Raw genomic sequence first — 25,447 nt, forward strand, 5'->3', positions numbered from 1 at the left:
TGTGAGTGAGAACATGACCCCGACGGGGAAGCTGAAGCTGGTCGACCGGGTCTCGGCGATCAACTGGAACCGACTCCAGGACGACAAGGACCTCGAGGTCTGGGACCGCCTGGTCGGCAACTTCTGGCTGCCGGAGAAGGTGCCGGTCTCGAACGACATCCAGTCGTGGGCCACGCTCACCGAGGCCGAGAAGACGATGACGACGCGCGTCTTCACCGGCCTGACGCTCCTGGACACCATCCAGGGCACGGTCGGCGCGGTCAGCCTCATCCCCGACGCGCTCACGCCGCACGAGGAGGCCGTCTACACGAACATCGCGTTCATGGAGTCGGTGCACGCCAAGTCGTACTCCTCGATCTTCTCGACGCTGATCTCCACCAAGGAGATCGACGAGGCGTTCCGCTGGTCGGAGGAGAACCCGAACCTGCAGCGCAAGGCCGAGATCGTCCTGAACTACTACCGGGGCGACGAGCCGCTCAAGCGCAAGGTCGCCTCGACCATGCTCGAGTCGTTCCTGTTCTACTCGGGCTTCTACGCGCCCATGTACTGGGCGTCGCGCGCCAAGCTCACCAACACGGCCGACCTGATCCGCCTGATCATCCGCGACGAGGCCGTGCACGGGTACTACATCGGCTACAAGTTCCAGAAGGGCCTCGAGCTCATCACGGAGGCCGAGCGCGCCGAGCTCAAGGACTACACGTTCGAGCTGCTCTTCGAGCTGTACGACAACGAGGTCGAGTACACGCAGGACCTCTACGACGAGCTCGGGCTGACCGAGGACGTCAAGAAGTTCCTGCGCTACAACGCCAACAAGGCCCTCATGAACCTGGGCTACGAGGCGCTGTTCCCGCGCGACGAGACCGACGTCAACCCGGCGATCCTCTCGGCCCTGTCGCCCAACGCCGACGAGAACCACGACTTCTTCTCCGGCTCTGGCTCGTCCTACGTGATCGGCAAGGCCGTCAACACGGAGGACGACGACTGGGACTTCTGATCCCGGCACTCCCGCACCACACGACGACGGCTCCCGCCGCCCACCCGGGCGGTCGGGAGCCGTCGCCGTTCCCGGGACCGGGGCGCCTCGCCGGCAGACGCGGCACGCTCCGTCGGCCCGTCGTGAGCCGGTACCGCCGAGCGGTTGGACCCTCCGGGCGCGTCCCCTTGTAGCGGCGGGGCCGCGCTGTGGCTACCGTCGAGATGACCAGGTGCCCAGCGAGGGGGTCGGGACCGTGCGTGCTGTCACTCGGGTGTGTGCGGGCGTGGTGCTGGCGGTCGGGCTCGTCGGTGGGGCTTCGGCGGGCGCACCCGCGGCGTGGGCGTCGCCGGTCGTGGACCTCGGCGACGACGACCAGATCGCGCTCACGCGAGAGGACGACTCGTACACCGGGACGCTGACGGTCACGAATCCCGAGAGCTCGGCGATCGAGGTCCTCTTCACGGTGAAGGGCTGCACCGCCGACGCCGAGCCGGGCAAGGTCGGTCCGGGCCGGCAGGAGTCGATCGACCTCAGCGTGAGCGGGTGCGAGCTCGCCGCGACCACGACGGGGACGCTGCAGGTGGGCGAGGAGAAGATCCCCGTCTCGTTCGACGTCACGGAACCGGCGGACCTGTCGGTCCGGGTCGTGGTGTGGCCGTTCGTCGTGGCCGCGGCCCTCGCGGCCCTCGCGCTGCTCGTCGTCGGTGGCCGGTTCGACGACGCCCATCGCGACGAGACGGGCGGACCTACCCTCAGGTCCCCGGTGGCGGGGCTCAGCGCGTCGTGGTCGGCCGACTCGTGGGCGACCAACATCACGCTCGTCTCCACGGCCGTCGTCGCGCTGTTCGGGGTCGCCGAACCCCTCACCGCGCTGCTCGGGAGCGAACCCGAGCAGGCGGTCGCACACGTCCTGGTCGCGGGACTCGTGGCGTCCCTGCTCACCTTCGTCTCGGGCGCGGTCATGAAGGCGGTCAGCGCCGGCGACGACGTGACGGTCGGGGCAGCGATGCTCGGCGGGTGGCTGACGCTCACGGCCGCTGCGGGACTGCTCGGCAGCGTGACGGTCGCGCTCTGGGACACCGACGAGCTGCGGCTGCCCGTGGCCCTCACGTGCGCGGCCCTCGTGGCCGTCGCGATCTGGTACGTCATCTCGACGCTCGGCGGAGCGCTCACCACGCTGACGCCGGCGCCGCCTGTTACGGCGGACGCGACGACCGCGCTCGCTGCCGTGACCGCCGTCCCGACGAACGGCGACCCGGCTGTCTGGGCGCGGACGGTGGTCACCTACGCGGGCGCACTTGCGAAGGAGCTCGCCGCGCCGACCGTCGGGTCTCGGCTCCTCGCGAGTCAGACGGTGGCCGGCGGGACCGACGAGCCCGTTCCGCCTCCGCCCGTTCGCACGGCGCCCGCGTTCCTGTCGCGGGGTGTGCAGCGGCGCTCGGCGGTGCTGTAGAGCCGCGACTCGCGGCCGCGCGGACTCCTCGGCGCGCGTCAGCAGGCGCTGTAGCGGTGGCCGGGCTTGCCCGGTGGGACGAGGTCGCGGTCGCGCAGGATCGTCAGCGGTGCGCGGTCGGGCAGGCCGCACACCTGCGCGAACGTCAGGTCCGCGTCGTCGAGGGCTTCGGGGTACTCGATCTGCAGGACGTGCGTGCCGTAGACGTCGGTGTAGGCGGCGCACTCGTCCCAGGCCGCGCACGACTCGGTGACGGCGAAGTCGAAGCCGAGCCGGTCGTGCGCGAACCGGCTGATCTCGGCGGCGTTCTTCTGCGCGATGGCCAGTCCGGAGGCATGGGCCAGGTCGACGTAGGCGGCGGCGAGCGCGTGAGCGCCGGCCTTGTCGATCGCCGTGAACCGGGTCCAGGTGTCGAGGTTGTCGATCTCGACCGCGTCGAAGCCGTGCCGCGCGCAGCCGGTCACGACCGGACCGAGGATCGCCAGGATGCCCGCGCGTTGCGCTGCCGTGGACGGGTCGAGCACGTACTCGTCGGGCCAGTCCGGGTCCACGACCAGGTCGCCGTGCTTGTCGTGCAGGAGCAGGTCCTGGTGCTTGCGCCACATCGAGGCGTCCCCGGGCTGCGTCTGGAAGCCGTTGACGTAGCAGATGTTGTACGAGCCGGACAGCGGCGTCGCCGTGGCGTCGCGCGCGACGACGTCGATGGCGCGCGTCGTCCCGCCGACGCGGACGGTCGGCGACGTGCCGCCGAGCTGGTAGTCGAACACCCCCGACGTGGGCGGCAACGTGATCTCCGGGGCCGGAGCCGGATCCGGGGCGGGGGCCGGCGCGGGTCCGGGGGCGGGTGCGGCGGTCGGGCGCGCGGCAGGAGCGGACGGTGCGGTGCCCGCGGTCGGTGCGGCCGTGGTCGGAGGCGTGGCGACGGCCGTGGCCGCAGCGGTCGGCGGTGCGCTGGGCGCAGAGGGCGCTGACGGCTCGGCGGTGGTGGTCGTGCCGGCCGTCGGGGCCGAGGGTGACGGCCGGGCCTCGTCGTCCCCGTGCGTGCACGACGCCAGCAGCAGGGCGACGACGACGGGGAGGGCAAGGACTGCGGGCCGCACGAGGCCTCCGGGGTGGTGGCGAGCCCGTCCGACCGACGGGTCCCGGCGAGTGTAGGCACGTCGGTCGGACGACGAACCTGTCGGCGCGCCACGGTCGGGTGGCAGGGTGGCTCCCGGGCGGGTGGTGGCGTCGCGTGCCTGCCGGGTCCGTGCGGAGGGGACGCGTGGCGGAGCAGACAGCACGACGAGACGAGACGCGCACGCCCGCGCACCGCTGGCGTCGGCTCGCGATCGAGGTGCTGCTCCTGCTCGTCGGCGCTGTGCTGTTCTTCCGCGTGCACCACCTGGTCGGGACGGACCTGGCCCGCGCGACGCAGAACGCCGAGCACCTCATGTCCCTCGAGCGTGCGGTGGGCCTCGACATCGAGCTCGGGGCGAACCGGTGGCTCGCGGGCCAGCCGGTGCTCGTCGCCGCGTCGGTCCTCTACTACCGGCTGTACTACGTCCCGCTCGCGGGCGTGCTGGTGTGGCTCCTGCTGCCGCGCGCGGACACGTACCGCGTGCTGCGCGTGACGATCCTCGTCGTCGCCGTCCTGGCGCTGCTGTGCTACTGGCTGCTACCGATGTCCCCGCCACGGTTCGCGATGCCGGGGATCGTCGACATCGTCGCGGAGAACGACCCGGTCGCCGGTGAGGGGACGCGCGACCTCGCGAGCGGCGAGAACCACTTCTCGGCGTTCCCGAGCATGCACGTGGGGTGGTCCTCGGTGGCCGCGTACCTGGTGTGGTTCACGCTGCGGCGCGAGCATCCGCGGGCCGCGTGGCTCGCGTGGCTGTTCCCGGCGGGCATGGTCGTCGTCGTCATCGTGACGGGCAACCACTACGTCCTCGAAGTCGTCGGCACGGCGGTGGTGCTGACGCTCGCGCTGGTGGTCACGCGCCCGTGGGCACGGACGACGAGCACCGCCGACGCACGGGACGGCGGTCGACGGGCCGACGGCGCCGCAGCGCGCTGACCTGCGGCGTCACCGCCGCCCACGCGAGGGCTCGCAGGTGCGGAACCGCGTGGCGTGGCCCGGTCGTAGGTCAGCGCCCGCGCAGCGCGTGGTCGGCGGCGGTGACGATCCAGGCGAAGCTCGCGTCGAGGTCGGTGTCGAGCTGGAACCCGCCCGCGGCCTCGAGGACGGCGAAGCCGTGGAACAGGCTGCGCAGCATCCGCAGCGCGTGGATCCTGTCCTCGGGTGCCACGGGGTAGCCGACGAGCACCGCGGACAACGAGTCGAGCACCCGCGCGCTGGCCGCGACGAGCTGTTCGTCGGGCTCGTCGGCGTCGATGCGGACCGTCGCGGCGTACCGGCCGGGGTGCGCGACGGCGTAGCTGCGGATCGCGCGGGCGGCGGCGTCGAGCGCGTCCTTGCCGGCGCGACCCTGCAGCGCGTCGCGCAGCGCGCCGCCGAGCTCGGTGAGCGCGAGCACGGCGATGCGCCGGCCCAGGTCCGCCTGGCCGTCGACGTGCTTGTAGAGCGACGGGGTGCGGACGCCCAGCCGATCGGCCAGCACGCTCATGGTCACGTTCGGGAGCCCGACCTCGTCGGCCAGCGTGGCGGCGGCCGCGACGACGACCCCGCGGTCCAGCCCGGCCCTAGGCACGCGCGTGCGCCCGCAGGAAGGAGAGCACCAGGGCGGCGGTCTCGTCGGGGAACTGGGCGTGCGGGTAGTGCCCGGCGCCGTCGACGACCTCCAGCCGGGCGAGCCCGGCGGGCATCGCGGCGACGATCGCCTCGCCCTCCGCGCGCGGGTCCGCCCAGTCCGGGTCGAGCGAGCCCTCGACGACGAGCACGGGGCACCGCACCTTCGCGAGCTGCTCGTGGGCGTCCACGGCGGGCGTGGCCATGCGCCGCATCGCGCGCATGCGGCCGGGCTCGCGCAGGTTCTCGGCGTTGCGCCGGAGCTGGTCGTCCCAGTCGGCGGGGCGGCGCCCGGGGTAGGCGACCTCGAGGTACTTGTGCCACCACCTGACGCTGCCGAGCGCGCCGGTCAGGAGCAGCCGCAGCATGCCGGTGCGGTACCGGCCCACTCGCAGGTCGCCCAGGCTCATCGCCTGCTTGCGGGTGAACGGCGCGAGCTCGACGATCCCTGCGACGAGCTCGGGCGCCTGCGCCGCGGCGATCGTCACGGCTCCGCCGGACAGTGAGTGCCCGACGAGGACGGCCTGACCGCCGCCGAGGTGGCGGACGAGTGCGAGCAGGTCGCCGGCGACGGCGGTTCGGCTGTAGGTGGGCCACGTGTCGCTGGACTCGCCGCAGCCGCGCAGGTCGATTGTCGCGACGCGGTAGCCGGCGGTGACCAGCTGGGGTGCCATGAAGCGGTAGGCCGCGCGGTTGTCCCCCATGCCGTGCGCGAGGACGACGAGCGGGCCCGTCCCGGTGACGTCGTAGGCGAGGGTGCCGCCGTCGACGGTGAGGTGCTCGGTCATGCTGGACTCCCTGGCTAATGCGGTTAGCCGTAAAGCTAATAGCGTTAGCCAGCGTCGTCAAGCGCAGCCGCGCGTCAACCGTTCGTCGAGGCCGCGTCCGACTCGATCGCCGCCAGGTCGCGCACCGCGTACCGGTGGTGCTCCCACTCCTCCTCGAGGATCGTGTGCAGGCACGAGAGCGTCGTCTCGGGGTACTCGGGCGCCCATGGGTTCGCCCGGACGGCCTCGAGCTCGTCCGCCGTCACGTTCGCGATGAAGTCACGCACGAGCGCGACGTGCTCCGCGCGTGAGGCCAGCACCTCGTCGTACGTGGGGTGCTCCGACGAGAACACCGACGGGTCGTGGCCGTCGGACTCGTACTCGGAGTTCGGCACGCCGATCGGGTCGTACGGCTGCTCCACCCCGAGCACCGCCTTGCGCAGCCACACGTCGGTCGCCATCACCAGGTGCCGCAGCGTCTGCGCGAACGACCACTCGCCGTCCACCTGGACGTCCACCGATCCGGGCGGCATCGCGGCGGCCCGGTCGAGCGTTGCCGCCCACGTGCGCTCGACCGCGTCCCACGCGAAGCGCAGGCCCTCGGGATCGGCTGCGCGGCGCAGCTCGCGGCCCGGGAACCGCTTGTCGAGCTCGGCGTCGACGAACGCCACGACGTCGACGCCGTTGACCAGGAACGGCTCGCTGAGCCACGGTGCGTCGAGTTCCGCCCCCTGCAGCTCGACGCCGCGCATCACGGCGCCCGACAGGTCGGAGCGGACGAACCGCGCCCCGGACAGGTCGGCGTCCACGAACTGCGCGCCACGGAGCTGAGCGGACCGGTCGAACGTGACCACGGATGCCTCCCTGAGCAGGTGTCGCACCGTCGTCCGGCGGCCCCGCCACTCTCGCGAACCCCCTCACACCCGTCAACCCCGCGCCCCGGCACCACCCCCGACAGGGCTGATCGAGGTCAGGTGAGGAGGACGAGCTGGCGGGTGGCGCGGGTCATCGCGACGTAGCGGTCCACGGCCGCCTCGATCCCCGCGGCCTCGGCCGGTGCGGGGGTGGGCTGGGGGCCGGGCGGGGAGGGTTCGACCAGGACGACGAGGTCGAACTCCAGGCCCTTGGCGAGCTCGGGCGTCAGCGATCGCACGCGCGGCGAGTCCGGGAAGGTGGGGTCACCGATCACGCACGCGACCCCGTCGTCGTGCGCCGCGAGCCAGGACGACACGACCGACGCGAGGTCCCGCACCCGCCCGTGCACCACGGGCCGGCCGGTGCTGCGCACGGACGTCGGGACGTTCGCGTCGGGCAGGACCGCGCGGATCACCGGCTCGGCCTCGCGCATGACCTCGGCGGGCGTGCGGTAGTTGATGCTCAGGGACGTCATCCGCACGTCGGTCAGCCCGACGCGCGCGAGCCGATCGGCCCACGACGAGGCGAACCCGTGCCGGGCTTGCGCGCGGTCGCCCACGATCGTCAGGCTGCGCGACGGGCAGCGCGCGAGCAGCATCTGCCACTGCGCGTCCGTGAGCTCCTGCGCCTCGTCGACGACGACGTGCGCGAACGGCCCGGCGAGCGGGTCCGCCGGCGCGTCGGGGAGCGCGCCCGGGTCGACGAGCGCGTCGCGCAGGTCGCCGCGCCGCAGCATGCTCATGACCTGCAGCTCGGAGTCGTCGGACTCGACGAGCCGGTCGACGACGTCGTCCATGGCGGCGCGCTCGGCCGCCTCGGCCGCCGCTGCCCGGCGCCGCCGCGCGGGTGCGGACGCGTCGCCGAGCCGTCGGCGGGCGGCGTCGAGCAGCGGCAGGTCGTCGAGCGTCCAGGCCCAGGGGTCGTCGCGCTGCAGGAGCGCGACCTCGTCGGGCGTCAGGTGCGGTGCGCACACGCGCAGGTAGGCGGGGACGGACCACAGGTCGGCGACGAGGTCGGTCGCCTCGAGCAGGGGCCACGCGCGGTGCAGCGCGCCGACGAGGTCACGGTCCCGCGCGAGCGCCGCGCGCAGGCGGTCGGCGGGCACCTCGTCGTCGTCCACCTTGGCGACCAGGATCTCGACGAGCTCGTCCCACACCTGCTCGCGGGCCTCGTTGTGCGGCGTGCCGGGCTCGGCGGCGTCGAACGCGTCGGCCCAGTCCGACGGGCTCACCCACAGGTCCGCCCACGGCGTCTCGACGAGCATCCCGTCGCGCGGCGGCCGCTCGGAGAACCGCACCGCGGGCTCGATCGCGCGCACGAGGTCCGCCGACGCCTTGAGCCGGGCGACCGCCGCGTCCCGCTCCGGGACTGCCGTGGCGCCCTCGGGGACCAGGTCGCGCAGCGTGCAGGTGCGCACGCCCTCCTCGCCGAGGCTCGGCAGCACGTCGGAGACGTAGTCGAGGTACGGCTGGTGCGGCCCGACGAACAGCAGTCCGCCGCGCCGGTGCCCGAGCCGCGGGTCGGCGTACAGCAGGTAGGCCGCGCGGTGCAGCGCGACCACGGTCTTGCCGGTCCCGGGACCGCCGTCGACGACGAGCGGGCCGCGCGACCCGGCGCGGATGATGGCGTCCTGGTCCGCCTGGATCGTCCCGAGGACGTCGCGCATCTGCGCGGAACGGGCGCTGCCGAGCGACGCGATGAACGCCGACTGGTCGTCGAGGGCCGCGTGGTGGGCCAGGCCCTCGGGCGTGAACACCTCGTCCCAGTAGTCGGTGACCCGCCCGCGCGTCCACCGGTACCGGCGCCGGCTGGTCAGGCCCATCGGGTTCGCGTGCGTCGCGGCGAAGAACGGCTCCGCGACGGGTGAGCGCCAGTCGACGAGCAGCCTGCGCCCGGAGGCGTCGGTGAGCCCGAGCCGTCCGACGTACACCGTCTCGTCGTCGGCGCCCACGGCGCGCCCGAGGCACAGGTCCAGGCCGAACCGGCGCAGCAGGTGCAGCCGCGCGGTGAGCCGGTGCACCTCCTGGTCGCGCTCGAGCGCGGCGGTCCCGCTGCGGCCGGGTTCGCGGCGCGCGGCCGCCAGGCGGCGGGTCAGGTCGTCGACCTGCTGCTCGAGGCTCGTCGCGATGGCCGCGAAGTGCTGCTCGTCGCGCTCGATCAGCGCGGGGTCGGCCTTGGCGGACAGCCGCTCGGGGAGGTCGAACGCGGTGGTGGGGAGGACGGGCACGTCATCAGCTCCGTGGTCCGCGTGCGCTCGGCGCGCACGGCAGGGGTCGGGGGCCGACGAGTCTGCGCCGTGAGGGGGGCCTTGCCGCAAGACCCCTGTGCCGCTATACCTTGAAAGTGGAGAGCACCGGACGTGCTCTCCTTTCTCGTTCCCCGGGCCTGATCGGGCGTCAGGGTGCGGTCGTCGGGCTCAGCCGCAGTAGTCGCAGATCCCAGTGCCGGGCAGCGTCGTCGAGCACGTCGGGCAGATGGCGGCGACGCGCTCGGGTGCGGCCGTGCTGCGTCGCGTCGAGGTGGCACGTGGGGTGGTCGCGCGGGACGCGGCCTTCGCACGGGCCGACGAGCGGGCCGCGCTGCGCACCGCGGCGGTGGGCTCGGTGACCTCGAAGCCGCGCTTGCGGACCAGGGTGACCGCGGCGGCCAGGCTCGCGGTGATCTCGTGCGCGGGGGCCAGGCGTCCGGTGCCGAAGCGGTGCGCGACGCCGAGCACGGCGGGCAGGTCGTACGAGGTGCCGCCGTGCACGATCGCGTAGTCGTCGTTCGCCGTGAACCCGTAGACCCCGAGGAAGTCGTCACGGCCGCGGGTGTCGTACTCCGCGATCGACTGGAGGATGTGCTGACGCGTCACGCCGGAGAAGGTGGCCACCCCTCGAGCCTACGACTCCCGCAGCCCGTCCCGATCGGGGCGGAGGTCCGCCGTCGGCCCGGGGCAGGTCGGTCGGTGCGTGCTGAGCAGCGGGTTCGGCAGCGCGCCCAACCCGGCCGACGAGCGTCGCGTGAACTGCAGCGACGCATCTCACACAGCCAACTCCTCACCAGCACGCGCACCCGTCGATCCGTAGGGCTGAAGGCCCATGTGCGACAAGGGGGACGCACGGGACGATGTGCGCGAGATGGACGCGCGTCCAAGAGCGGAGAGGGTGTCGTGAGTGTGATGGGGGCGGCCACGGGCGCCGACATGCCCGACGTCGCGAACGTGCTCGGCGAGGCGTTCGAGGACGACCCGGTGATCCTGAGCATGGTCGGCGAGGGCCCGGGCCGCCGGGAGCGCGCGACCCACTTCTTCACCGCCCTCCTGCGCGCCGAGCTCGGCTGCGGGGTCGTCGTGGACGTCGCACGCGACCTCGGTGGCGCGGTGATCGGCGCCGCCGTGTGGGAGCAGCCGCAGGCGCCGAGCGCGACCCTGCCCGCGCTGCTCGGTCAGACCCGCACCTTCGTCCGCGCGTTCGGCGTCACCGGCATCCCGCGCGCTCTCACGACGAGGGCCGCGCTCGCCCGCTGCCGGCCGACGTCCCCGCACTGGTACCTCGGTCAGATCGGCGTCGCGGCGTCCGCGCGCGGGGTCGGCGTGGGCTCGGCGCTGCTCGCGCACCGGCTGCGGCACGTCGACGACGCCCGCAGCGGCTCGTACCTCGAGTCCTCGACCGAGCGGAACCGTGCGCTGTACCTGCGGCACGGGTTCGAGGAGCACGGGGTGATCGCCGGGGTCCGCTCCGCCGAGCCCGTCGCGATGTGGCGCGAGCCTGCGGCCGCGGGCGTCTGACCGCCCGCACGCACGCGGCGCGCTGACCTCGCGAGACGCGCTCGTCGGTCGCATTACGCAACGACCCTGTGCGCAAAAACCGGCTCTGACCTGCGGCATCGCCCCGGTCGGAGTGCTGGCGTGATCTGCGTCACGGGTCTACCGTCGGAAGACGACGAGCCCCGCAGCTCGGCACCGTCCACCTGGACCCGTCCCCCGGAGGCGCACCATGACCGACCTCATGGACATGCCCGCCATCGCCGAGTGCTCGGTGGCCGGCTGCTCCTACAACGACCACTCGCACTGCCACGCCGCGGCGATCACCGTCGGCGGCACGAGCGGCGACGCGCAGTGCACCACGTTCATCCCGCTCACCGTCAAGGGCGGACTCGACAAGGTGCTCAGCCACGTGGGCGCGTGCCAGCGCCCCGAGTGCGCGCACAACTCGCACCTCGAGTGCACCGCGGAGTCCATCCGCGTGGGCGGCGGCCACGACCTCGCCGACTGCCTCACCTTCGCGCCGCGCTGACGGCCCAGCGAGTCGACACCCTGCCGGATCCCCTCCCGCGGGGTGTCGTCGCGTCTGCGTACGACGCGCCGCACGGGACGACGACGAGCGTCACCTGACGGCGGACCTCACCTGACGACGGGCCCCGTCGCGGGACTCCTAGTGCGCGACGCGGATGAGGTCGCGGATCAGCTCGGCCGCGTCCTCCACGAGCTCGCTCTCGCCCGTGACCAGGTTCGGGTCGGCGCGGCGCGTCGACGTCGCCTCCGTGAGCGCGTCGAGCGGGGAGACGGGGCTGCGCACGACGAACGCCGCGAGCAGCGCGCGCGCCGCCTGCGAGTAGTCGCCGCCCGCGTCGACGGCGACCTCGCCCAGGATCAGGGCGGTCAGCGCGACGTCGAGCTCGGCCGAGCCGGCGCGTGCGTTCGCCCAGTCGACGAGCGTCGGGCCGCGCGTGTCCGAGAGCACGACGTTGCCGGGGTGCAGGTCCAGGTGCACGACGACGGGCCCGGACGCGACGAACGGCCACCGCGCCTCGTCGCACGGCTCGTCCGCCGCCGCCGGGACCGCGTGCAGGCGCGTGTGCAGGTCGACCAGGACCTGCGCGGCCTCGCCGATGGGGATCTCGCCGGCGGCGAGCGCCTGCAGCAAGGTCGGGCCGTGCAGCCGCTCCATGAGCAGGTTCGGGCCCTCGCTGAGGAAGACCGTCGGCACCGGGAAGCCGTGCGCGGCGACGTGCTGCAGGATGCGCGCCTCGCGCGCCGCGTCATGACCGTTGCGGTAGCGGCGCAGCACGTACTCCTCGTCGAGCGCGTACACGTCGGCGCTGGCCCCGGTCGCCAGCAGCGGGCCCGGGTCCTCGAGCGTGAGCACGCTCGCGTCGGGTACGGGCCGGTGCGCGCGCGTCGGGGCGAGCGGCGCGGGGTGCGGGTGCGGCATGCCCGCCGGGGCGGGCCCGGCCTCGCCGCCGCGCTGCTGCTCACCCTGCGGTTGGGAGGCAGAGTCGTGCGAGGCGATGCCGGAGGGGGTCATGCATCGAACATAACGCCGATGTCGGCATCTGGCCCGGCCGACGACCGTCCAGGTTCGCGACACGCCGAGCGTGACGCGTGACAGCCGCCGCGACGCTCGCCCGAGCGTCGCGTCAGGGTCGGGCGAGCTGGCTCAGGCGTCGTGTCGCGGCCTCGTGCGTCGCGGCCACCGGCTCCACCCAGCAGCGCAGCGGACGGCGGGTCACCTCCTGGATCCCGAGCCCGACGACGTGCTCGTCGACGAGCACGCGCAGCCGCGCGGTCGGCTCGTCGTGCTCCTCGTCGTCGTCCAGCAGCACGACGAACACCCCGCTGCCGAGACTCGCCATGGCGCGAGCCGGGCCGAACACCTCCCGCAGCGACGCGCCCACGGCCGCGGACCGCGCGAGCCGGCTCAGGCCGTCGGGCGCGCCCGCGGCGACGTCGATGACGAGCAGCCGACCGGTCGGGCCGTCCGGCGGGTAGCACTCGGCGAGCCGCAGCCGCAGGTAGTCCGCGGCGGGCAGCCCCGAGCCCGCATCGAGGCCCAGCGCGAGCGCGACGCCGCCCGCCTGGGCGTCGGCCCAGCCGGTGCACAGCGCGCGCAGCACCTCGAGCGGCGGCTGGGCGCCGGTGGTCGTGCGGTACAGGCACGCGAGGTCGTCGATGGTCTCCGCGACGCCGACGCCCGCGTCGCCACGCGCGTACCCGAGGCGCGCGGCGGCGGGCACCGGGTCGTCGCGCAGCAGCAGGGCCAGCGCGAGGTCGTCGACGGTCGGGTGGTACCAGTCGGAGGGGCGGCGCCACACGGAGGCGACGCTCTCGTCCCGCCATCGCTCGAGCAGACGCGACGGCTGGCTGGGCAGCAGAGGTCCGGTCTCGGTCGTCACGTGCGATGAGAGAGGCCGTCCGACGAGGTGTGACGCCGGTTTGCAACGTTTCACCCGGTCGGAGCAGCGCCCGGCGTGTGCTGAGTGATTCCTGCTCGTCCGTGCGGTATGTCACCCTGGTACCGGTTCGAAGCGGAAGGGCCGCGCGAATGGCGTTCCGAGGACGGGGTACGGGTGGAGGCGCAGGCGGCCGTCGCGCGTAGCGACGCTGAGCTGATCAGTGCTGCCCGCGCGGGCGACGAGAGCGCCTTCGCCGGTCTGTACGAGCGTCACGCCGCCGCCGCGACGATCGTCGCCCGCCGGTACACCGACGACCACGCGGACGCCGACGACGTCGTCGCCGACGCGTTCACCGCCGTGTACTCCGCGCTGCGCCGTGGCAACGGGCCCGACGAGGCGTTCCGCGCCTACCTGTTCACCGTCGTGCGCCGGACCGCGAGCGTGCGCCGCGAGGGCGCGCGGCGCGTGCGACCCACCGACGACCTCGCGACCCTCGAGGCGGGGACCGCGCTCGCGGGCACCGCGGAGGAGCCGGCGCTCGAGGGGTTCGAGCGCGGCGTCGTCGCGCGCGCGTTCCACTCCCTGCCCGAGCGCTGGCAGGCCGTCCTGTGGCACACCGAGGTCGAGGGCCTGACGCCCGCCGAGGTCGCGCCCGTGCTCGGCCTGACCGCCAACGGGGTCGCGGCGCTCGCGTACCGGGCGCGCGAGGGCCTGCGGCAGGCGTACCTGCAGCAGCACCTGCGCGACCCGCTCGACGAGGGCTGTCGCGCGGTCGCGAGCTCGCTCGGCGCGTACGTGCGCGGCGGGCTCGGTGCGCGCGAGAGCGGCAAGGTCGACAAGCACCTCGAGGACTGCGGCGAGTGCCGCGCCCTGCTGCTCGAGGTCGGGGACGTCAACCATGGCATGCGCGCGGTCATCGCGCCGCTCGTGCTGGGCCTCGCGGGGATCGGCGCCCTGTCGTCCGGGCTGCCCATCGGTGGTGGCGCGCTCGTCGGTGCGGGTGCGGCGGCGGGCGCTGGTGCGGGCGCGTCGGGTGACCCGGGCACGGCCGGCGGAGCGACGGGTGGCGGGGGTGCGGGCGCCGGCGGGGGTGCGGCCGCGGGCGGTGCTGCCGGTGGTGCCGCGGTCGCCGCCGGGAGCGGTGGCGCGGCAGGTGCCGGGGGACTGGCGGCGCTCCTGGCGAGCATCCCGGCCGGGGTGGCCGCCGGGGTCGCGGGTGCCGTCGTCGTCGCGGCCGTGGCGGTCGCCGTGGTGCTCGGGCTCGACGACACCCCGCAGCAGATCGTCGAGGCGGACCCGCTGCCGACCGTCACCGTGACGACCACCCCCGCGCCGACCGGCTCCGCGAGCGCCGGCCCGACGCCCGGCCCGACGACGAGCAGCACACCCGCGCCGGCGCCCAGCACGCGCGTCGTCCCGCCGGGCGGCGACCTGACGACCGACCCGACCTCCGCCCCCACCGCGGAGCCGACGGGCGAGCCGACGTCCGAGCCGACGTCCGAGCCGACGAGCCGGCCGACGTCCGAGCCGACGAGCGACCCCGAGCCGACGCAGGAGCCGACGAGCGAACCCACGACCGAGCCGACGACGCCGCCGCGCGCACCCGAGGTCGTCGTCTCGCTGCCCCCCGCGGGGCTGGTGCTGACCGGTGGGCTGTCCGCGCAGGAGCTCGTGATCACGCTGCGCAACGAGGGCGAGCAGGCCGCGCTCGGTCTGGAGGCCGAGCTGACGCTGCCCGACGGTGTGCGCCTCGACGGGATCGAGGGCGCGGCCGTGCGGGTGCTGGACGCGACGAGTGGTGGCGGCACGGCGCTGGGCGCGGCCGACCCGGCAGGCACCGGGCTCGCGGGGACGACGCTCGAGGGCTCGATCTTCGCGCCGGGTGGGTGGCCGCCGGCCGCGGGCGTGCCGGCGGCCGAGGACTGGACGTGCCGGGGCGTGCGGACGCAGGTCGCCACGTGCACGCTCGCCGAGCTGCCCGGCGGCGACGCGGCGCGCCTGGTGGTGCGCGTGAGCATCGACGAGGAGTTCGACGAGGACGACGCCCCGGTCGGGCTCGTCGTGACGGGACCGGGCGTGGACTACCGCCCGCCGCCGATCGACGTGCACGTCACGCCGAGCCCCGCGCGGCTCGCGGTGTCCCGGCTCCAGGAGCCGGTGTCGCTCGTCGCGGGACGCGAGCGTGACGCGACGTTCGCGCTGGTCAACGCGGGACGCTCGGCGGCGACGCGCGTCGAGGCCGACGTGCGGCTGCCCGACGGGGTCTCGTGGACGGGTCGGGTCGCGGCGCCCTGGACGTGCGCGACGCCTGCCAGGGCCGTGCTGTCCTGCGCGGCCGACGGCGTGTCCGGCCGCGCGGCCGTCCCGCTGACGCTCGGGCTCGCGGTCGAGCGCAGCGCGACGCTCGACGCGATCCCGCTCGTGCTGCGCCCCTCGCCGACGTCCGCCGGGGCCGACGAGGTCGTCCCGGCGACCCTCGCGCAGCCCGCGACGCTCGCGCTCGCCGGCACGGACCTGGCCGTCTCCGGCGGTCGGACCAGTGCGCTGACGCTCACGGCGTCGAACACCGGTGACCTGGACTCGGAGCCCGTCTCGCTCGACGTGCGGCTCCCGCAGGGCGTCACGTGGACCGGGGACGACGAGCTGGCGCTGTGGGCGTGCGCCGCGACCGAGGCCGACGAGGTGCGGTGCGACGGCCCCGCGCTCGCGGCGGGCGGCAGCGCGGACCTCGAGCTCACCGTGCGGGCCGCGGCGGGCACGGTCGGCGCGCTGGCGGACGTCGTCGTGACGGCGACGGCACCTGACGCGGATGCCGCCGAGCCGCTCGCGCTCGCCGCGACCGGGCGGGCGCCCGCGCTCGCGGTCCAGGGCGCGTCGGTGGTGCTGCAGTCCGACGACGCCGGTCAGCTCGCGTTCGCGGTCGAGGTCGAACGCCCCGACGAGGGTGCGGCCGACGCCGCGGACGTGCTCGCGCGCGTCGCCCTGCCGGGCAACCTCGTCGTCGACCTGACGCAGGCCGCCCTGCCGGTGCCGGGCGAGTGCACCCCGGACACGGGCGGACGCGCGGTGGAGTGCCGCTGGCCGGGGATCGCGGCCGGTGAGCTCGCCGAGGTGCTGCTCCCGGTGCGCTCGACGTACTCCGCGAGCACCGCGGTGCGCATCGAGGCGACCGCGACCGGTGTCGCGAACCCTGCGACGGCGACGGCGTTCGTCGCCGGGCGGTCGGGCGGGCTGGCGGAGCGGTTCACCACCGGCACGGGCGGCTGGGAGGTCACCGAGGCGGGCGGCGCGGTGCTCTCGTGCGACGCGACCAAGGCCGCGTGCAAGAAGGCGCTCCAGGGCTCGTCGGACAACAACTCGCAGACCATGCTCCCGATCGACGAGGCTCCGGCGAAGGGTGTCCAGCGGGCCTCGGTCCCGGTGTCGTCGAGCACGACCGTGACCGTGCCGGAGGGCCGCGAGATCGCGTTCGCCGGCCTGTACTGGTCCGCGGTGCGCGGCAGGACGGACTCGTGGAGCGGGTCGCTCTCGCACGCGCTGCTGCGCGGCCCGGGCGGCGACTACGTGCCGGTCACGGGCGACCCGACGCAGCGCACCGACAACGTGTCGCGCGCCTACTACTCGGCGTTCGCCGACGTCACGAGCCTGGTGCGCGCGCACGGCGGCGGCACCTGGTCGCTCGCCGACATGGCGGTCAGCGCCACGCGGAACGACAAGGACCCGACGTACTACGGCGGGTGGTCGCTCGTCGTCGTCTACTCCGCCCCCGGCGGCTCGCGCGTGACGGTCTATGACGGCGGGCTGTGGGTCGGCACGTCGACGCCGCCGCCCGCGTTCCGGTTCGCCGCCCCGGCCGGCTCGACCGCCCGCGTGGGCGTGGTCGGCTGGGAGGGCGACCGCTCGCTCACCGGGGACCGCATGCGGCTCGGCGGGCTGTGCACGAGCGCGGTGACGGACCTGGTGCCGCTGCGCGCGGACGGGTCGAAGGGCGACGCGGCCAACGCGTTCGACTCCTCGGCGGTCGGGTGGCGCTCGTCGTCGTCGCTCGGCATCGACGCCAAGGGCTTCGTGCCCGCGAAGCTGCCGTGCGAGGTCTCGTCGCTGACGCCCAGCACGTCGGGCGACCAGTACCTCGTCGGGGCGATCACGCTGCGCTCGGAGCCGGTCGAGCCCTGACACCGCGGCCCGGCGCGTGCGTCGGGTGGTGCGCTCGTCGCCGCGTGCGGGAGGTCAGTCGGTGCGCTCGGTGGCCGCGACGACGGCCGCGTCGACGGGCACGACGCCCGAGACCAGCTCGAGCGTGAGGCCGGCCGTGGCCGGCTGCTCGAGCAGCGACGCGACCACCGCCGCCACGTCCTGCCGCGGGACGGCCCCGCGCGGGACCGACTCCTCGAGCAGCACCTGACCCGTCGGCTCGTCGTCCGTCAGCCGCCCGGGACGCAGGATCGTCCAGTCCAGGTCCCGCTCCCGCAGGTCCCGCTCGCTCGCCGCCTTGGCGCGCAGGTACGCCGCGAACACGTCGTCGGTGCCCGCGGGCGGCTCGGTGTCGACGCCCATCGACGAGATGAGCACGTAGCGGCTGACCCCCGCCTGCTCGGCGGCCTCCGCGAGCAGTGCCGCGGCCGCACGGTCCACCGAGTCCTTGCGACCCGCGCCGCTGCCCGGTCCCGCACCGGCCGCGAACACGACCGCCTCGGCGCCCGTGATGGCGCCCGCGACGTCCGCGACGTTGCACCGCTCGAGGTCCAGGACCACCGCCTCGGCACCGTCCGACGTGACGTCGTCGACCTGGTTGAGCGAGCGGATCAACGCGATGGGCACGTCCCCGCGCGCAGCCAGCACCCGACTGAGGTGTCGGGCCACCTTCCCGTGACCGCCGGCGACCGCGACTCGCATGCGGACCACGGTAAGCAGCGACCGCCAGGACGGCGACCGCAGACTCACGACGACGTTCGTCGGCCTGTGAGGACGACGTCCCGCCGTGGCGGACGGACGGTCAGACGACGCCGTACAGGCGGTCGCCCGCGTCGCCCAGGCCGGGGACGATGTACGCCTTCTCGTTCAGGCGCTCGTCGACCGCCGCGACGACGACCTGCACGTCGGCGCGGTCACCGACGAAGTCCTCGACGACCTTCAGGCCCTCGGGCGCCGCGAGCAGGCACACGGCCGTGACGTCGTGCGCGCCGCGCTGCAGCAGGTAGTCGATCGCGGCCACCAGCGTGCCGCCCGTCGCGAGCATCGGGTCCAGCAGGAAGCACTGGCGGCCCGACAGGTCCTCGGGGAGACGGTTCGCGTACGTGATCGCCTCGAGCGTCTCCTCGTCGCGCTGCATGCCGAGGAAGCCGACCTCCGCCGACGGCAGGAGGCGCGTCATGCCGTCGAGCATCCCGAGCCCGGCGCGCAGGATCGGCACGACCAGCGGGCGCGGCTGCGCGAGCTTGGTGCCCGTGGTGACCGCGACGGGGGTCTGGATCTCGACCTCACGCGTGCGCACGTCCCGCGTCGCCTCGTACGCGAGGAGCGTCACGAGCTCGTCGACGAGGAGCCGGAAGGTGGCTGACGGAGTGCCCTGGTCCCGCAGGACCGTGAGCTTGTGGGCGACGAGCGGGTGGTCCGCGACGTGCAGGCGCATGCCCGCAGGTTACTCGCCGGTCCGCGCGTCCGTGCAGGACGCCCCGTTGTGGGTGTGGTCCGACGAGGGGCGGTGCGCCATAGTGACGCCATGTTCACCAGCGGCCGGCCTGTGGAGCCCGCCGACGCCTGGGCGATGGGGCTCGCGCTCGACGAGGCACGCCGCGCGATCCGCACGGGGGACGTCCCGGTCGGTGCGGTGGTGATCGACCCGACGGGCGTCGTCGTCGGACGCGGTCGCAACGCCCGCGAGGCCGACGACGACCCCACCGGGCACGCCGAGGTGCGCGCCCTGCGCGCGGCGGCCGAGACCCTGCGCCGCTGGCGGCTCGACGACTGCACGCTCGTCGTGACCCTCGAACCGTGCCTCATGTGCGCGGGCGCGACCGTGCTGGCGCGCATCCCGCGGCTCGTCCTGGGCGCGTGGGACCCCAAGGCCGGCGCGTGCGGGTCGCAGTGGGACGTGGTGCGCGACCGGCGGCTCAACCACCGCGTCGAGGTGGTCGGTGGCGTGCGCGAGGACGAGTGCGGGGCGCTGCTGCGGCACTTCTTCGAGCTGCAGCGCGAGGAGTGACCGCCTCGTTGGTCACGCGCCGGTGTGCGGTGACGGCAGCACCTGCGCGAGCTCGTCGAGCGTCTCCGACGTCCCCGCGTTCAGCGTGACCGTCGCGTAGCGGTCGCCGCGCGTCGCGCCACGGTTCACGACGACGACCGGCTTGCCCGCCTGCGCCGCGTGCCGCACGAACCGCAACCCCGACTGCACGGTGAGCGACGACCCCGCGACCAGCAGCGCATCCCCCTCGTCGACCAGCGCGTACGCGCGATCGACCCGCTCCCGTGGCACCGTCTCCCCGAAGTACACGATGTCCGGCTTCAACATCCCGCCGCACACCGCGCAGTCTGCGACCCGGAAGTGGCTCGTCGCCTCGATCACCGCATCCGCGTCCGGCGCGATCTCCACGTCCCCGACCGCGCCGACCTCCTCGACGAAGCCCGGGTTCAGCGCCTCCAACCGGTCCGCGAGCTCACGCCGGCTGATCACCGTGCCGCACTGCAGGCAGATCACGCGGTCGTAGCGGCCGTGCAGGTCGATCACGCGCCGCGACCCCGCCGCCTCGTGCAGCAGGTCCACGTTCTGCGTGATGATCCCCAGCACCACACCCCGCTGCTCCAGCGCGACGAGCGCCTTGTGGCCCGTGTTGGGGAGCGTGCGGTGCACGTGGCGCCAACCCACGTGGTTGCGCGCCCAGTAGTGCCGTCGGAACGCGTCGTCGCCCACGAACTGCTGGAACGTCATCGGTGTGCGCGGCGGTGAGTCCGGGCCGCGGTAGTCCGGAATCCCCGAGTCCGTCGAGACGCCCGCACCCGTCAGCACCGTGAGCCGGTGCCCCGCGAGCGCGTCGACCACGTCGCCGAGCGAAGCGGTCGTCACGGGGCGTGCGTCGGTGCTCACGCCTCCACGGTAGGCCCGGTGCTGCGGGCTCGCCGGTGTGGTGGCGCGCTCGCCGGTGCCGGTCCCTGGCCTCGGCGTGGACCCGGATTCGGTGCATCGGCCCCGACCGGGTACCCTTCTGCACCGAGGTAGCGTGTCCGAGCGGCCTAAGGAGCACGCCTCGAAAGCGTGTGTGGGTGAAAGTCCACCGTGGGTTCAAATCCCACCGCTACCGCCACCCGAAGGGCCCCACCCGCGTGATCGCGCGGCTGTGGGGCCCTTCGTCGTATCCGGGTCATAAGGGCAGGGTCAGCCGGCCTCGGGTGCGAGGGCGTCGAGAGGGGTGAGCTTGTCGCGAGCATCGAGGTATCCGGCCGCACGCGCGTGTTCCAGTCGGTCGAAGACACTCGAGCAGGCCGACGTTGAACGCCGCCGCGTCTGACGCGATGTTCCGATACCGGGCGAGCGCGGCATCCCACGTTTCACTTGCGGCAGCGCTCGGAGCCATGACGGCTACCCAGTCCGCGTGGGGCTGCGCGCAGGCCGTCCTAGGCGTTGGTGGCGAGGACTCGGACCGGCAGGGCGCCCGGGCGGACGTGGAACTCGAGCAGGCGGTGCTCGCCGACGGCGTCGCCGTCGAGCTGGACGGCGGTGGGGTGCCGCGCGGACACCCGGTAGCCGGTCGACTGGTGGCGTTCGAGGTGCTCGTGCGCGCGGCCCCCGGTGAGGACGGTGCGGATCGTGCGGATCCAGCCGGGTAGGCCGCTCGGGGCGATGACGGCGGCGTCGAGCAGCCCGTCGTCGAGCTGGGCCTCCGGCATGAGTTCCATGCCACCGGTGAGCGTCCCGCTGTTGCCGATGACCACGGCGCGGACGGTGCGGGAGGTGGCACGGCCGTCGCGGGGCTGCACGCGTGCGGTGAAGCCGCCGCGCGCAGCGGCCTTGACGCCGGACACCAGGTAGGCGGGCCAGCCGAGGACGCCCTTGAGTCGCTCGTCGGCGTGGGCCATGGTCTCGGCGTCGAGTCCCATGCCCGCCATCACCAGGAAGACGTGCTCGTCGTCCGAGCCGTCGAGCTTCAGCGCGCCGACGTCGATGCGCGACGTGCGGCCGTCGAGCACGACGGCCAGCGCGTCCTCGAGGCTGTCGACGGGCAGGCCCAGCGCGCGGGCGAGCAGGTTCCCGGTGCCGGCCGGCAGCAGGCCGAGCGGGACGTCGCCGCCGGCGAGTGCCTCGGCGACGGCGCGGACCGTGCCGTCCCCGCCGAGCGCGCACACGAGGTCCGCGCCCTGCTCGAGCGCCTCGCGTGTCTGCCCGCTGCCCGGGTCCTCGACGGTCGTCTCGATCCACAGGGGCGGCTCGAGCCCGCGCGCCGCGCAGGCCTCGTCGATCACGGCTCGGATCTTCTCGGCGTCGTCGAGCTTGGACGGGTTGGCGACGACGGCGAGCTGGGTCATCGGGTGCGCTCCTCGAGGCGATCGGTGGCGGGCTCGTCGTCGGGGAGCGGCGTGCGGCGCAGGTAGTTCCACGCGAGCACCGTGCAGACGAGCCCGTTGAGCACGCCGACGACGACGTCGCTGACGTGGTGCATCCCGCGGTACAGACGCGAGTACACGACGAGCATGGGGAGCGCGATCAGGATCACGGTGAGGGTGACCCGCAGCCAGGTGCGTTCGATGCGTTGCGCCATCAGCGCGAACGTCACGTACAGCGCGGTCGAGGCGCCCGAGTGCCCGCTCGGGAAGCTCGAGGTGGGCGGTGCCTCGTCGAGGGCTTCGACGTCTGGTCGTTCCCGGCCGACCACGAGCGCGGAGAGCATGAACACCGAGGCCTGCGTGGCGACGGCGATCGCGGGTACGACCGCGTACCACCACTGTCGGGTGCGCCACCACACGGCCGCGACGACGACCAGGCAGACCCCGATGATGATCTGGGTGTTGCCGATGGTGCTCCCGAACGCGGTCAGCTGGTCGAGCAGCTCGGTGCGACGCGCCACGAACCACTCGTTGACGGCGACCTCACGCTCGCCGAACGTCGCCAGCGGACCGACGAGCAGCAACCCGATCCCGACGACCACCGCCCACAGTCCGACGGCGGGCACGCCCACCCGCAGCCCGAGGTCGCGCCCGAACTCGGTGCCCGTCGGCGCGGACTGGTCGTTCGCGTACCGGTCCAGGTCGAGCCTCATCGTGCCTCCTGGGTCGAGTGGACGGACGAGCCGGTGGGCGCGGAGTCATCCGGGGACCAGCCTCGGTACCCGAGGTAGGACGCCAGCACCAGCCCCACGCCCAGGACGGTGCCCGCGAGCACGTCGGACGGGAAGTGCGCGCCCAGCAGCACGCGGTCGAGCGCGGTGAGCACGACGAGCAGACCCGTCCCGGTGACCGCGAGCGCCTTGGCCGCGCGCGTGCGCAGCAACGGCCACACGAGGACGACGAGCACGGTCGACCAGGCGGCGGTGGTCGAGGCGTGGCCCGAGGGGAAGGAGTAGCCCGAGGCGTGCGAGAGCGGCTCGTCCAGCACGGGCCGGGCCAGCCGGGCGACCTCCTTCGCGAGGTTCGCGAACCCCCAGGCCCCGAGCGCCGTCGCGAGCGCCCACCAGGTCCGGGTCTTCATCCCCGTGCGCCACCACACGAGCAGGCACGCACCGACGACCACGACGACGATCCGACGGCCCTCGAACGCCCACTGCCAGGCGTTCAGCGCGTCGACGAGCGCCGGGTGCTGCGACGCGAACCTCACGGCGGCGTGGACGGTCCGCTCGTCGAACCGCACGAGCGGCTCCCACGCGTCGCGCACGAACAGGCCCACCGCGAGCACCGAGGCCGCCGTCGCAGCCGCGGCCGCGGCGGCACGCAGCAGCCTGCGCGCGCGGCCCGGACCGGACGCCGACGCGCCTGCGGACAGCGGTTCCGGGCGGCGACCGGAGCGCAGGAGGGTGCGGCTCATCTGCGAAAGCGTGCCACGGGAGCCCCGACCCGGCTCGTCGAGCGGGGTCGAGGTCCCCCGGGCCGCTCGGCCGGCCGAGACCGGGCCTGCGTCGAGCATCGCCAGTCGCCCGACCCGGCGAGTGGGAGCAGCGACGCACGACGAAGGCCCCGCTCGGTGAGGCGGAGCCTTCGTCGTGCCGGACGTCAGTCGAGGGCCAGGGCCAGCTCGCGTTCGGCCACGGGCTCGACCACCTGGGGTGCCGGGCGGGCGGGCCGGACGAGCAGCGCGAGCAGGACGACGGTCACGGCCGTCAGACCCGCGCCGACGAGGAACGCGCGCTGCGCCCCGACGACGAACGCGTGCTGCGCGATCTGCGCGACGGTCGACCCGACGGGCCCGGCCGCACGCGCCGCGGACTCCGCGACGGTGACGAGCACCGCGAGCCCGAGCGCGCCGCCGATCTGCTGTGCGGCGTTGAGGAGCCCGGAGGCGGCTCCGGCGTCACGCGGGTCGACGCCCTGCAGCCCCGCTGCGGTGAGCGGGACGAACGCGAGGCCGTTGCCGATCCCGAACAGCAGGAGTGCGACGAGGATCTGCGGGTAGCCGGAGGCGGCGTCCAGACGCGACAGGAGCACGAGGGCGACGGTCGTGATCGTCAGCCCGACGACCATGAGGCCGCGGGTGCCGACCTGCTCCATCAGACGCGCACTGACCTGCGAGAACACCAGGAGCATGACGGTGATCGGCAGGAACGCGATGCCCGTGGCGAGCGGCGTGTAGCCGAGGATGTCCTGCAGGAACTGGGTGAGGAAGAAGAACAGCCCGGTCATCGCGGCCATGAGCAGCAGCCGTCCGACGAGCGCCGCGGAGCGCGTGCGGTCGCCGACGAGCCGCAGCGGCGTGATCGGTGAGGGTGCGCGCAGCTCGGTGAGCACGAACGCGATCAGCAGGACCGCGCCGATGGTGAACGCGGCGACCGTGCGCGGCGCGGACCACCCGTACTCGGCGGCCTCGATGAACCCGTAGACGAGCGCGGTCATGCCGATGGTCGAGGTGAACGCGCCCGTGAGGTCGAACCGGCCGGGGTGGCGGCGCGTCTCGGTGAGGACGGCGCGGGCGAGCAGGACCAGGCCGATGCCGATCGGCACGTTGACGAACATGACCCACCGCCACGAGGCCCACTGCGTGAGCATCCCGCCGGCGATCAGGCCCAGCGCGGACCCGCCGATCGAGACGGCGGAGAAGTAGCCGAGCGCACGGGCCCGCTCACGGCCCTCGGGGAAGCGGCCCATGAGCAGCGCGAGCGCGGACGGTGCCGCGAACGCCGCGCCGACGCCCTGCGCCGCGCGGGCGGCGAGCAGCACGCCCGACGAGCCGGCGAAGCCGCCGACCAGCGAGGCGAGCGTGAACAGCGCGATGCCGGCGACGAGCACGCGGCGCCGGCCGAGCAGGTCGCCCGTGCGGGCGCCGAGCAGGAGCAGCCCGCCGAACGCGAGCGTGTAGGCGTTGAGCACCCACGACAGGCCGGTGGGTGTGAAGTCGAGCGCGCGCTGCATGTCCGGCAGCGCGACGTTCACGATCGTCATGTCCAGCACGAGCATGAGCTGGGTGGTGAGGATGGCGGCCAGGACGAGCACGGGCGATGCGGTGCGGGTTCTGGGGGACGCGGGCGCGATCATGCGGACCTCCGCGGTCTATGATGTCGTTGAAGCGGAGGGAGCCTCCGCTGTCAATGGACTATACGGAGGGTGCCTCCGTTTACGCAAGACGTGTGCGACGATCCCTGCATGCCGACGACCGTGCATGCCGACGACGAGGAGCGACAGGTGAGCCAGGACGGGGCAGCGGTCCGGCCGTTGCGCGCCGACGCCGCGCGCAACCGCGCCAAGATCCTCGACGCCGCCACCGCCGCGTTCGACGAGCAGGGCACCGAGGCCTCGCTCGAGGACATCGCGCGGACCGCCGGAGTCGGCGTCGGCACGCTGTACCGGCACTTCCCGACGAGGCTCGACCTGATCGAGGCCGTCTACCGCTCGAGCCTCGACGCGTTCGTCGCGCGGGCCGACGCGCTGCTCGCCGAGCACCCGGCGGGCGAGGCGCTCGACGCGTGGGTGCTCGGCTTCGTCGGCTACGTGATCCGCAAGCGCGGCATGGCCGACGCGCTCAAGGCCGGGCTCGGACCCGAGGCGATGCAGGTCATGGGCGAAGGCCGCACCAAGCTCGAGGGCGTCGCCGCGCGCCTGATCGCCGCCGCGCAGGCCGAGGGGTCGATCCGCACCGACCTCGAGCCCGCCGACCTCCTGCGCGCCGTCTCCGGCGTGTGCCTCGCGGGTGCCGAGTCGATGGACCGCGAGCGCACCGAGCGCGTGCTGCGCCTGGTCCTCGACGGCCTGCGCTGGACCGCCCCGGCTCCCGCCTGACCCACCGGCCCCGGCCGCCCTCCGCCGGCCCGCAGGCC

Annotated in this window: 23 protein-coding genes and 1 tRNA gene; 9 read left to right on the plus strand and 15 right to left on the minus strand. The window is 74.2% G+C overall.

Annotated elements, in window-relative coordinates:
• Positions 1 to 13 precede the first annotated feature (13 nt).
• Together nrdF and CPE01_RS10510 are read left to right on the plus strand one after the other, a co-directional pair.
• Complete coding sequence (nrdF, locus tag CPE01_RS10505) at positions 14 to 994, plus strand: class 1b ribonucleoside-diphosphate reductase subunit beta (protein ID WP_146806599.1); 981 nt, start codon at positions 14 to 16, stop codon at positions 992 to 994.
• A 235-nt stretch (positions 995 to 1,229) separates the two neighbouring features.
• Positions 1,230 to 2,429 (plus strand): hypothetical protein, encoded by a 1,200-nt coding sequence (locus tag CPE01_RS10510; protein ID WP_146806600.1) that lies wholly within the window; start codon positions 1,230 to 1,232, stop codon positions 2,427 to 2,429.
• Positions 2,430 to 2,467: 38 nt separating this feature from the next.
• On the opposite strand, the gene CPE01_RS10515 is transcribed toward CPE01_RS10510, so the two are convergent.
• Positions 2,468 to 3,529, minus strand: coding sequence for an endo alpha-1,4 polygalactosaminidase (locus CPE01_RS10515; RefSeq protein ID WP_246783867.1), 1,062 nt, complete (start codon positions 3,527 to 3,529; stop codon positions 2,468 to 2,470).
• A 164-nt stretch (positions 3,530 to 3,693) separates the two neighbouring features.
• On the opposite strand from CPE01_RS10515, the gene CPE01_RS10520 reads away from it, so the two are divergent.
• Complete coding sequence (locus tag CPE01_RS10520; protein ID WP_222592909.1) at positions 3,694 to 4,485, plus strand: phosphatase PAP2 family protein; 792 nt, start codon at positions 3,694 to 3,696, stop codon at positions 4,483 to 4,485.
• 70 nt (positions 4,486 to 4,555) lie between these two features.
• Here the strand turns inward: CPE01_RS10520 and CPE01_RS10525 are convergent, their stop codons facing one another.
• The 5 genes from CPE01_RS10525 to CPE01_RS10545 all read right to left on the minus strand — a co-directional run bounded on the left by CPE01_RS10525 (position 4,556) and on the right by CPE01_RS10545 (position 9,711).
• Positions 4,556 to 5,119: a TetR-like C-terminal domain-containing protein gene (locus tag CPE01_RS10525; protein WP_146806601.1), complete on the minus strand. Its 564-nt coding sequence runs from the start codon at positions 5,117 to 5,119 to the stop codon at positions 4,556 to 4,558.
• Positions 5,112 to 5,945, minus strand: coding sequence for an alpha/beta fold hydrolase (locus CPE01_RS10530; protein WP_146806602.1), 834 nt, complete (start codon positions 5,943 to 5,945; stop codon positions 5,112 to 5,114). The genes CPE01_RS10525 and CPE01_RS10530 overlap by 8 nt, the downstream gene beginning before the upstream one ends.
• Before the next feature lie 74 nt (positions 5,946 to 6,019).
• The gene (locus CPE01_RS10535; protein ID WP_146806603.1) at positions 6,020 to 6,778 is read right to left on the minus strand and encodes a DinB family protein; all 759 of its coding nucleotides are present in this window, start codon (positions 6,776 to 6,778) and stop codon (positions 6,020 to 6,022) included.
• Between the two features lie 116 nt (positions 6,779 to 6,894).
• Positions 6,895 to 9,066 carry an RNA polymerase recycling motor ATPase HelR gene (helR, locus tag CPE01_RS10540; RefSeq protein ID WP_146806604.1) on the minus strand — a complete coding sequence of 724 codons (2,172 nt, stop codon included), beginning with the start codon at positions 9,064 to 9,066 and terminating at the stop codon, positions 6,895 to 6,897.
• A 189-nt stretch (positions 9,067 to 9,255) separates the two neighbouring features.
• A complete protein-coding gene (locus tag CPE01_RS10545) occupies positions 9,256 to 9,711 on the minus strand; it encodes a ScoMcrA-related endonuclease (RefSeq protein WP_146806605.1) in 456 nt (151 codons plus the stop codon).
• A 288-nt stretch (positions 9,712 to 9,999) separates the two neighbouring features.
• Between CPE01_RS10545 and CPE01_RS10550 the strand changes: the two genes are divergently transcribed.
• Both CPE01_RS10550 and CPE01_RS10555 read left to right on the plus strand, forming a co-directional pair.
• Positions 10,000 to 10,608, plus strand: coding sequence for a GNAT family N-acetyltransferase (locus CPE01_RS10550; RefSeq protein WP_246783876.1), 609 nt, complete (start codon positions 10,000 to 10,002; stop codon positions 10,606 to 10,608).
• A gap of 208 nt (positions 10,609 to 10,816) precedes the next feature.
• On the plus strand, positions 10,817 to 11,116 hold the full coding sequence (locus tag CPE01_RS10555; RefSeq protein ID WP_146806607.1) for a DUF1540 domain-containing protein: 300 nt from the start codon (positions 10,817 to 10,819) through the stop codon (positions 11,114 to 11,116).
• 138 nt (positions 11,117 to 11,254) lie between these two features.
• Here CPE01_RS10555 and CPE01_RS10560 read toward each other — a convergent pair whose 3' ends face one another.
• Both CPE01_RS10560 and CPE01_RS10565 read right to left on the minus strand, forming a co-directional pair.
• Positions 11,255 to 12,127, minus strand: a complete 873-nt coding sequence (locus CPE01_RS10560; RefSeq protein WP_146806608.1) for a phosphotransferase family protein — start codon at positions 12,125 to 12,127, stop codon at positions 11,255 to 11,257.
• Between the two features lie 112 nt (positions 12,128 to 12,239).
• Entirely contained in the window at positions 12,240 to 12,995 is a 756-nt protein-coding gene (locus tag CPE01_RS10565) for a hypothetical protein (RefSeq protein WP_146806609.1), read from the minus strand.
• 174 nt (positions 12,996 to 13,169) lie between these two features.
• Here CPE01_RS10565 and CPE01_RS16905 point away from each other — a divergent pair, with 174 nt between their 5' ends.
• Complete coding sequence (locus tag CPE01_RS16905; RefSeq protein WP_186811497.1) at positions 13,170 to 17,171, plus strand: sigma-70 family RNA polymerase sigma factor; 4,002 nt, start codon at positions 13,170 to 13,172, stop codon at positions 17,169 to 17,171.
• 54 nt (positions 17,172 to 17,225) lie between these two features.
• On the opposite strand, the gene CPE01_RS10575 is transcribed toward CPE01_RS16905, so the two are convergent.
• Both CPE01_RS10575 and upp read right to left on the minus strand, forming a co-directional pair.
• Positions 17,226 to 17,891, minus strand: coding sequence for an SDR family oxidoreductase (locus tag CPE01_RS10575; RefSeq protein WP_146806611.1), 666 nt, complete (start codon positions 17,889 to 17,891; stop codon positions 17,226 to 17,228).
• A 100-nt stretch (positions 17,892 to 17,991) separates the two neighbouring features.
• Complete coding sequence (gene upp / locus CPE01_RS10580; protein WP_146806612.1) at positions 17,992 to 18,627, minus strand: uracil phosphoribosyltransferase; 636 nt, start codon at positions 18,625 to 18,627, stop codon at positions 17,992 to 17,994.
• A gap of 90 nt (positions 18,628 to 18,717) precedes the next feature.
• Here upp and CPE01_RS10585 point away from each other — a divergent pair, with 90 nt between their 5' ends.
• Entirely contained in the window at positions 18,718 to 19,200 is a 483-nt protein-coding gene (locus CPE01_RS10585; RefSeq protein WP_246783868.1) for a nucleoside deaminase, read from the plus strand.
• A gap of 12 nt (positions 19,201 to 19,212) precedes the next feature.
• Here CPE01_RS10585 and CPE01_RS10590 read toward each other — a convergent pair whose 3' ends face one another.
• Complete coding sequence (locus CPE01_RS10590; RefSeq protein ID WP_186811498.1) at positions 19,213 to 20,079, minus strand: NAD-dependent protein deacetylase; 867 nt, start codon at positions 20,077 to 20,079, stop codon at positions 19,213 to 19,215.
• A 127-nt stretch (positions 20,080 to 20,206) separates the two neighbouring features.
• Here CPE01_RS10590 and CPE01_RS10595 point away from each other — a divergent pair.
• Positions 20,207 to 20,296 (plus strand) — tRNA-Ser (locus CPE01_RS10595).
• 310 nt (positions 20,297 to 20,606) lie between these two features.
• Here CPE01_RS10595 and CPE01_RS10600 read toward each other — a convergent pair.
• The 4 genes from CPE01_RS10600 to CPE01_RS10615 all read right to left on the minus strand — a co-directional run bounded on the left by CPE01_RS10600 (position 20,607) and on the right by CPE01_RS10615 (position 24,668).
• Positions 20,607 to 21,515, minus strand: coding sequence for a diacylglycerol/lipid kinase family protein (locus CPE01_RS10600; protein ID WP_146806613.1), 909 nt, complete (start codon positions 21,513 to 21,515; stop codon positions 20,607 to 20,609).
• Positions 21,512 to 22,246 carry a phosphatase PAP2 family protein gene (locus CPE01_RS10605; protein ID WP_146806614.1) on the minus strand — a complete coding sequence of 245 codons (735 nt, stop codon included), beginning with the start codon at positions 22,244 to 22,246 and terminating at the stop codon, positions 21,512 to 21,514. The genes CPE01_RS10600 and CPE01_RS10605 overlap by 4 nt, the downstream gene beginning before the upstream one ends.
• The gene (locus CPE01_RS10610; RefSeq protein WP_186811499.1) at positions 22,243 to 23,007 is read right to left on the minus strand and encodes a phosphatase PAP2 family protein; all 765 of its coding nucleotides are present in this window, start codon (positions 23,005 to 23,007) and stop codon (positions 22,243 to 22,245) included. Before CPE01_RS10610 ends, CPE01_RS10605 begins: the two co-directional genes overlap by 4 nt.
• Before the next feature lie 185 nt (positions 23,008 to 23,192).
• The gene (locus CPE01_RS10615) at positions 23,193 to 24,668 is read right to left on the minus strand and encodes an MFS transporter (RefSeq protein ID WP_146806616.1); all 1,476 of its coding nucleotides are present in this window, start codon (positions 24,666 to 24,668) and stop codon (positions 23,193 to 23,195) included.
• A 108-nt stretch (positions 24,669 to 24,776) separates the two neighbouring features.
• Here CPE01_RS10615 and CPE01_RS10620 point away from each other — a divergent pair, with 108 nt between their 5' ends.
• On the plus strand, positions 24,777 to 25,409 hold the full coding sequence (locus tag CPE01_RS10620; RefSeq protein ID WP_146806617.1) for a TetR/AcrR family transcriptional regulator: 633 nt from the start codon (positions 24,777 to 24,779) through the stop codon (positions 25,407 to 25,409).
• The last annotated feature ends 38 nt before the right edge of the window (positions 25,410 to 25,447 follow it).

It is taken from the genome of Cellulomonas persica (assembly GCF_007989825.1).
In the GTDB taxonomy this organism is placed as follows: Bacteria; Actinomycetota; Actinomycetes; order Actinomycetales; family Cellulomonadaceae; genus Cellulomonas; species Cellulomonas persica.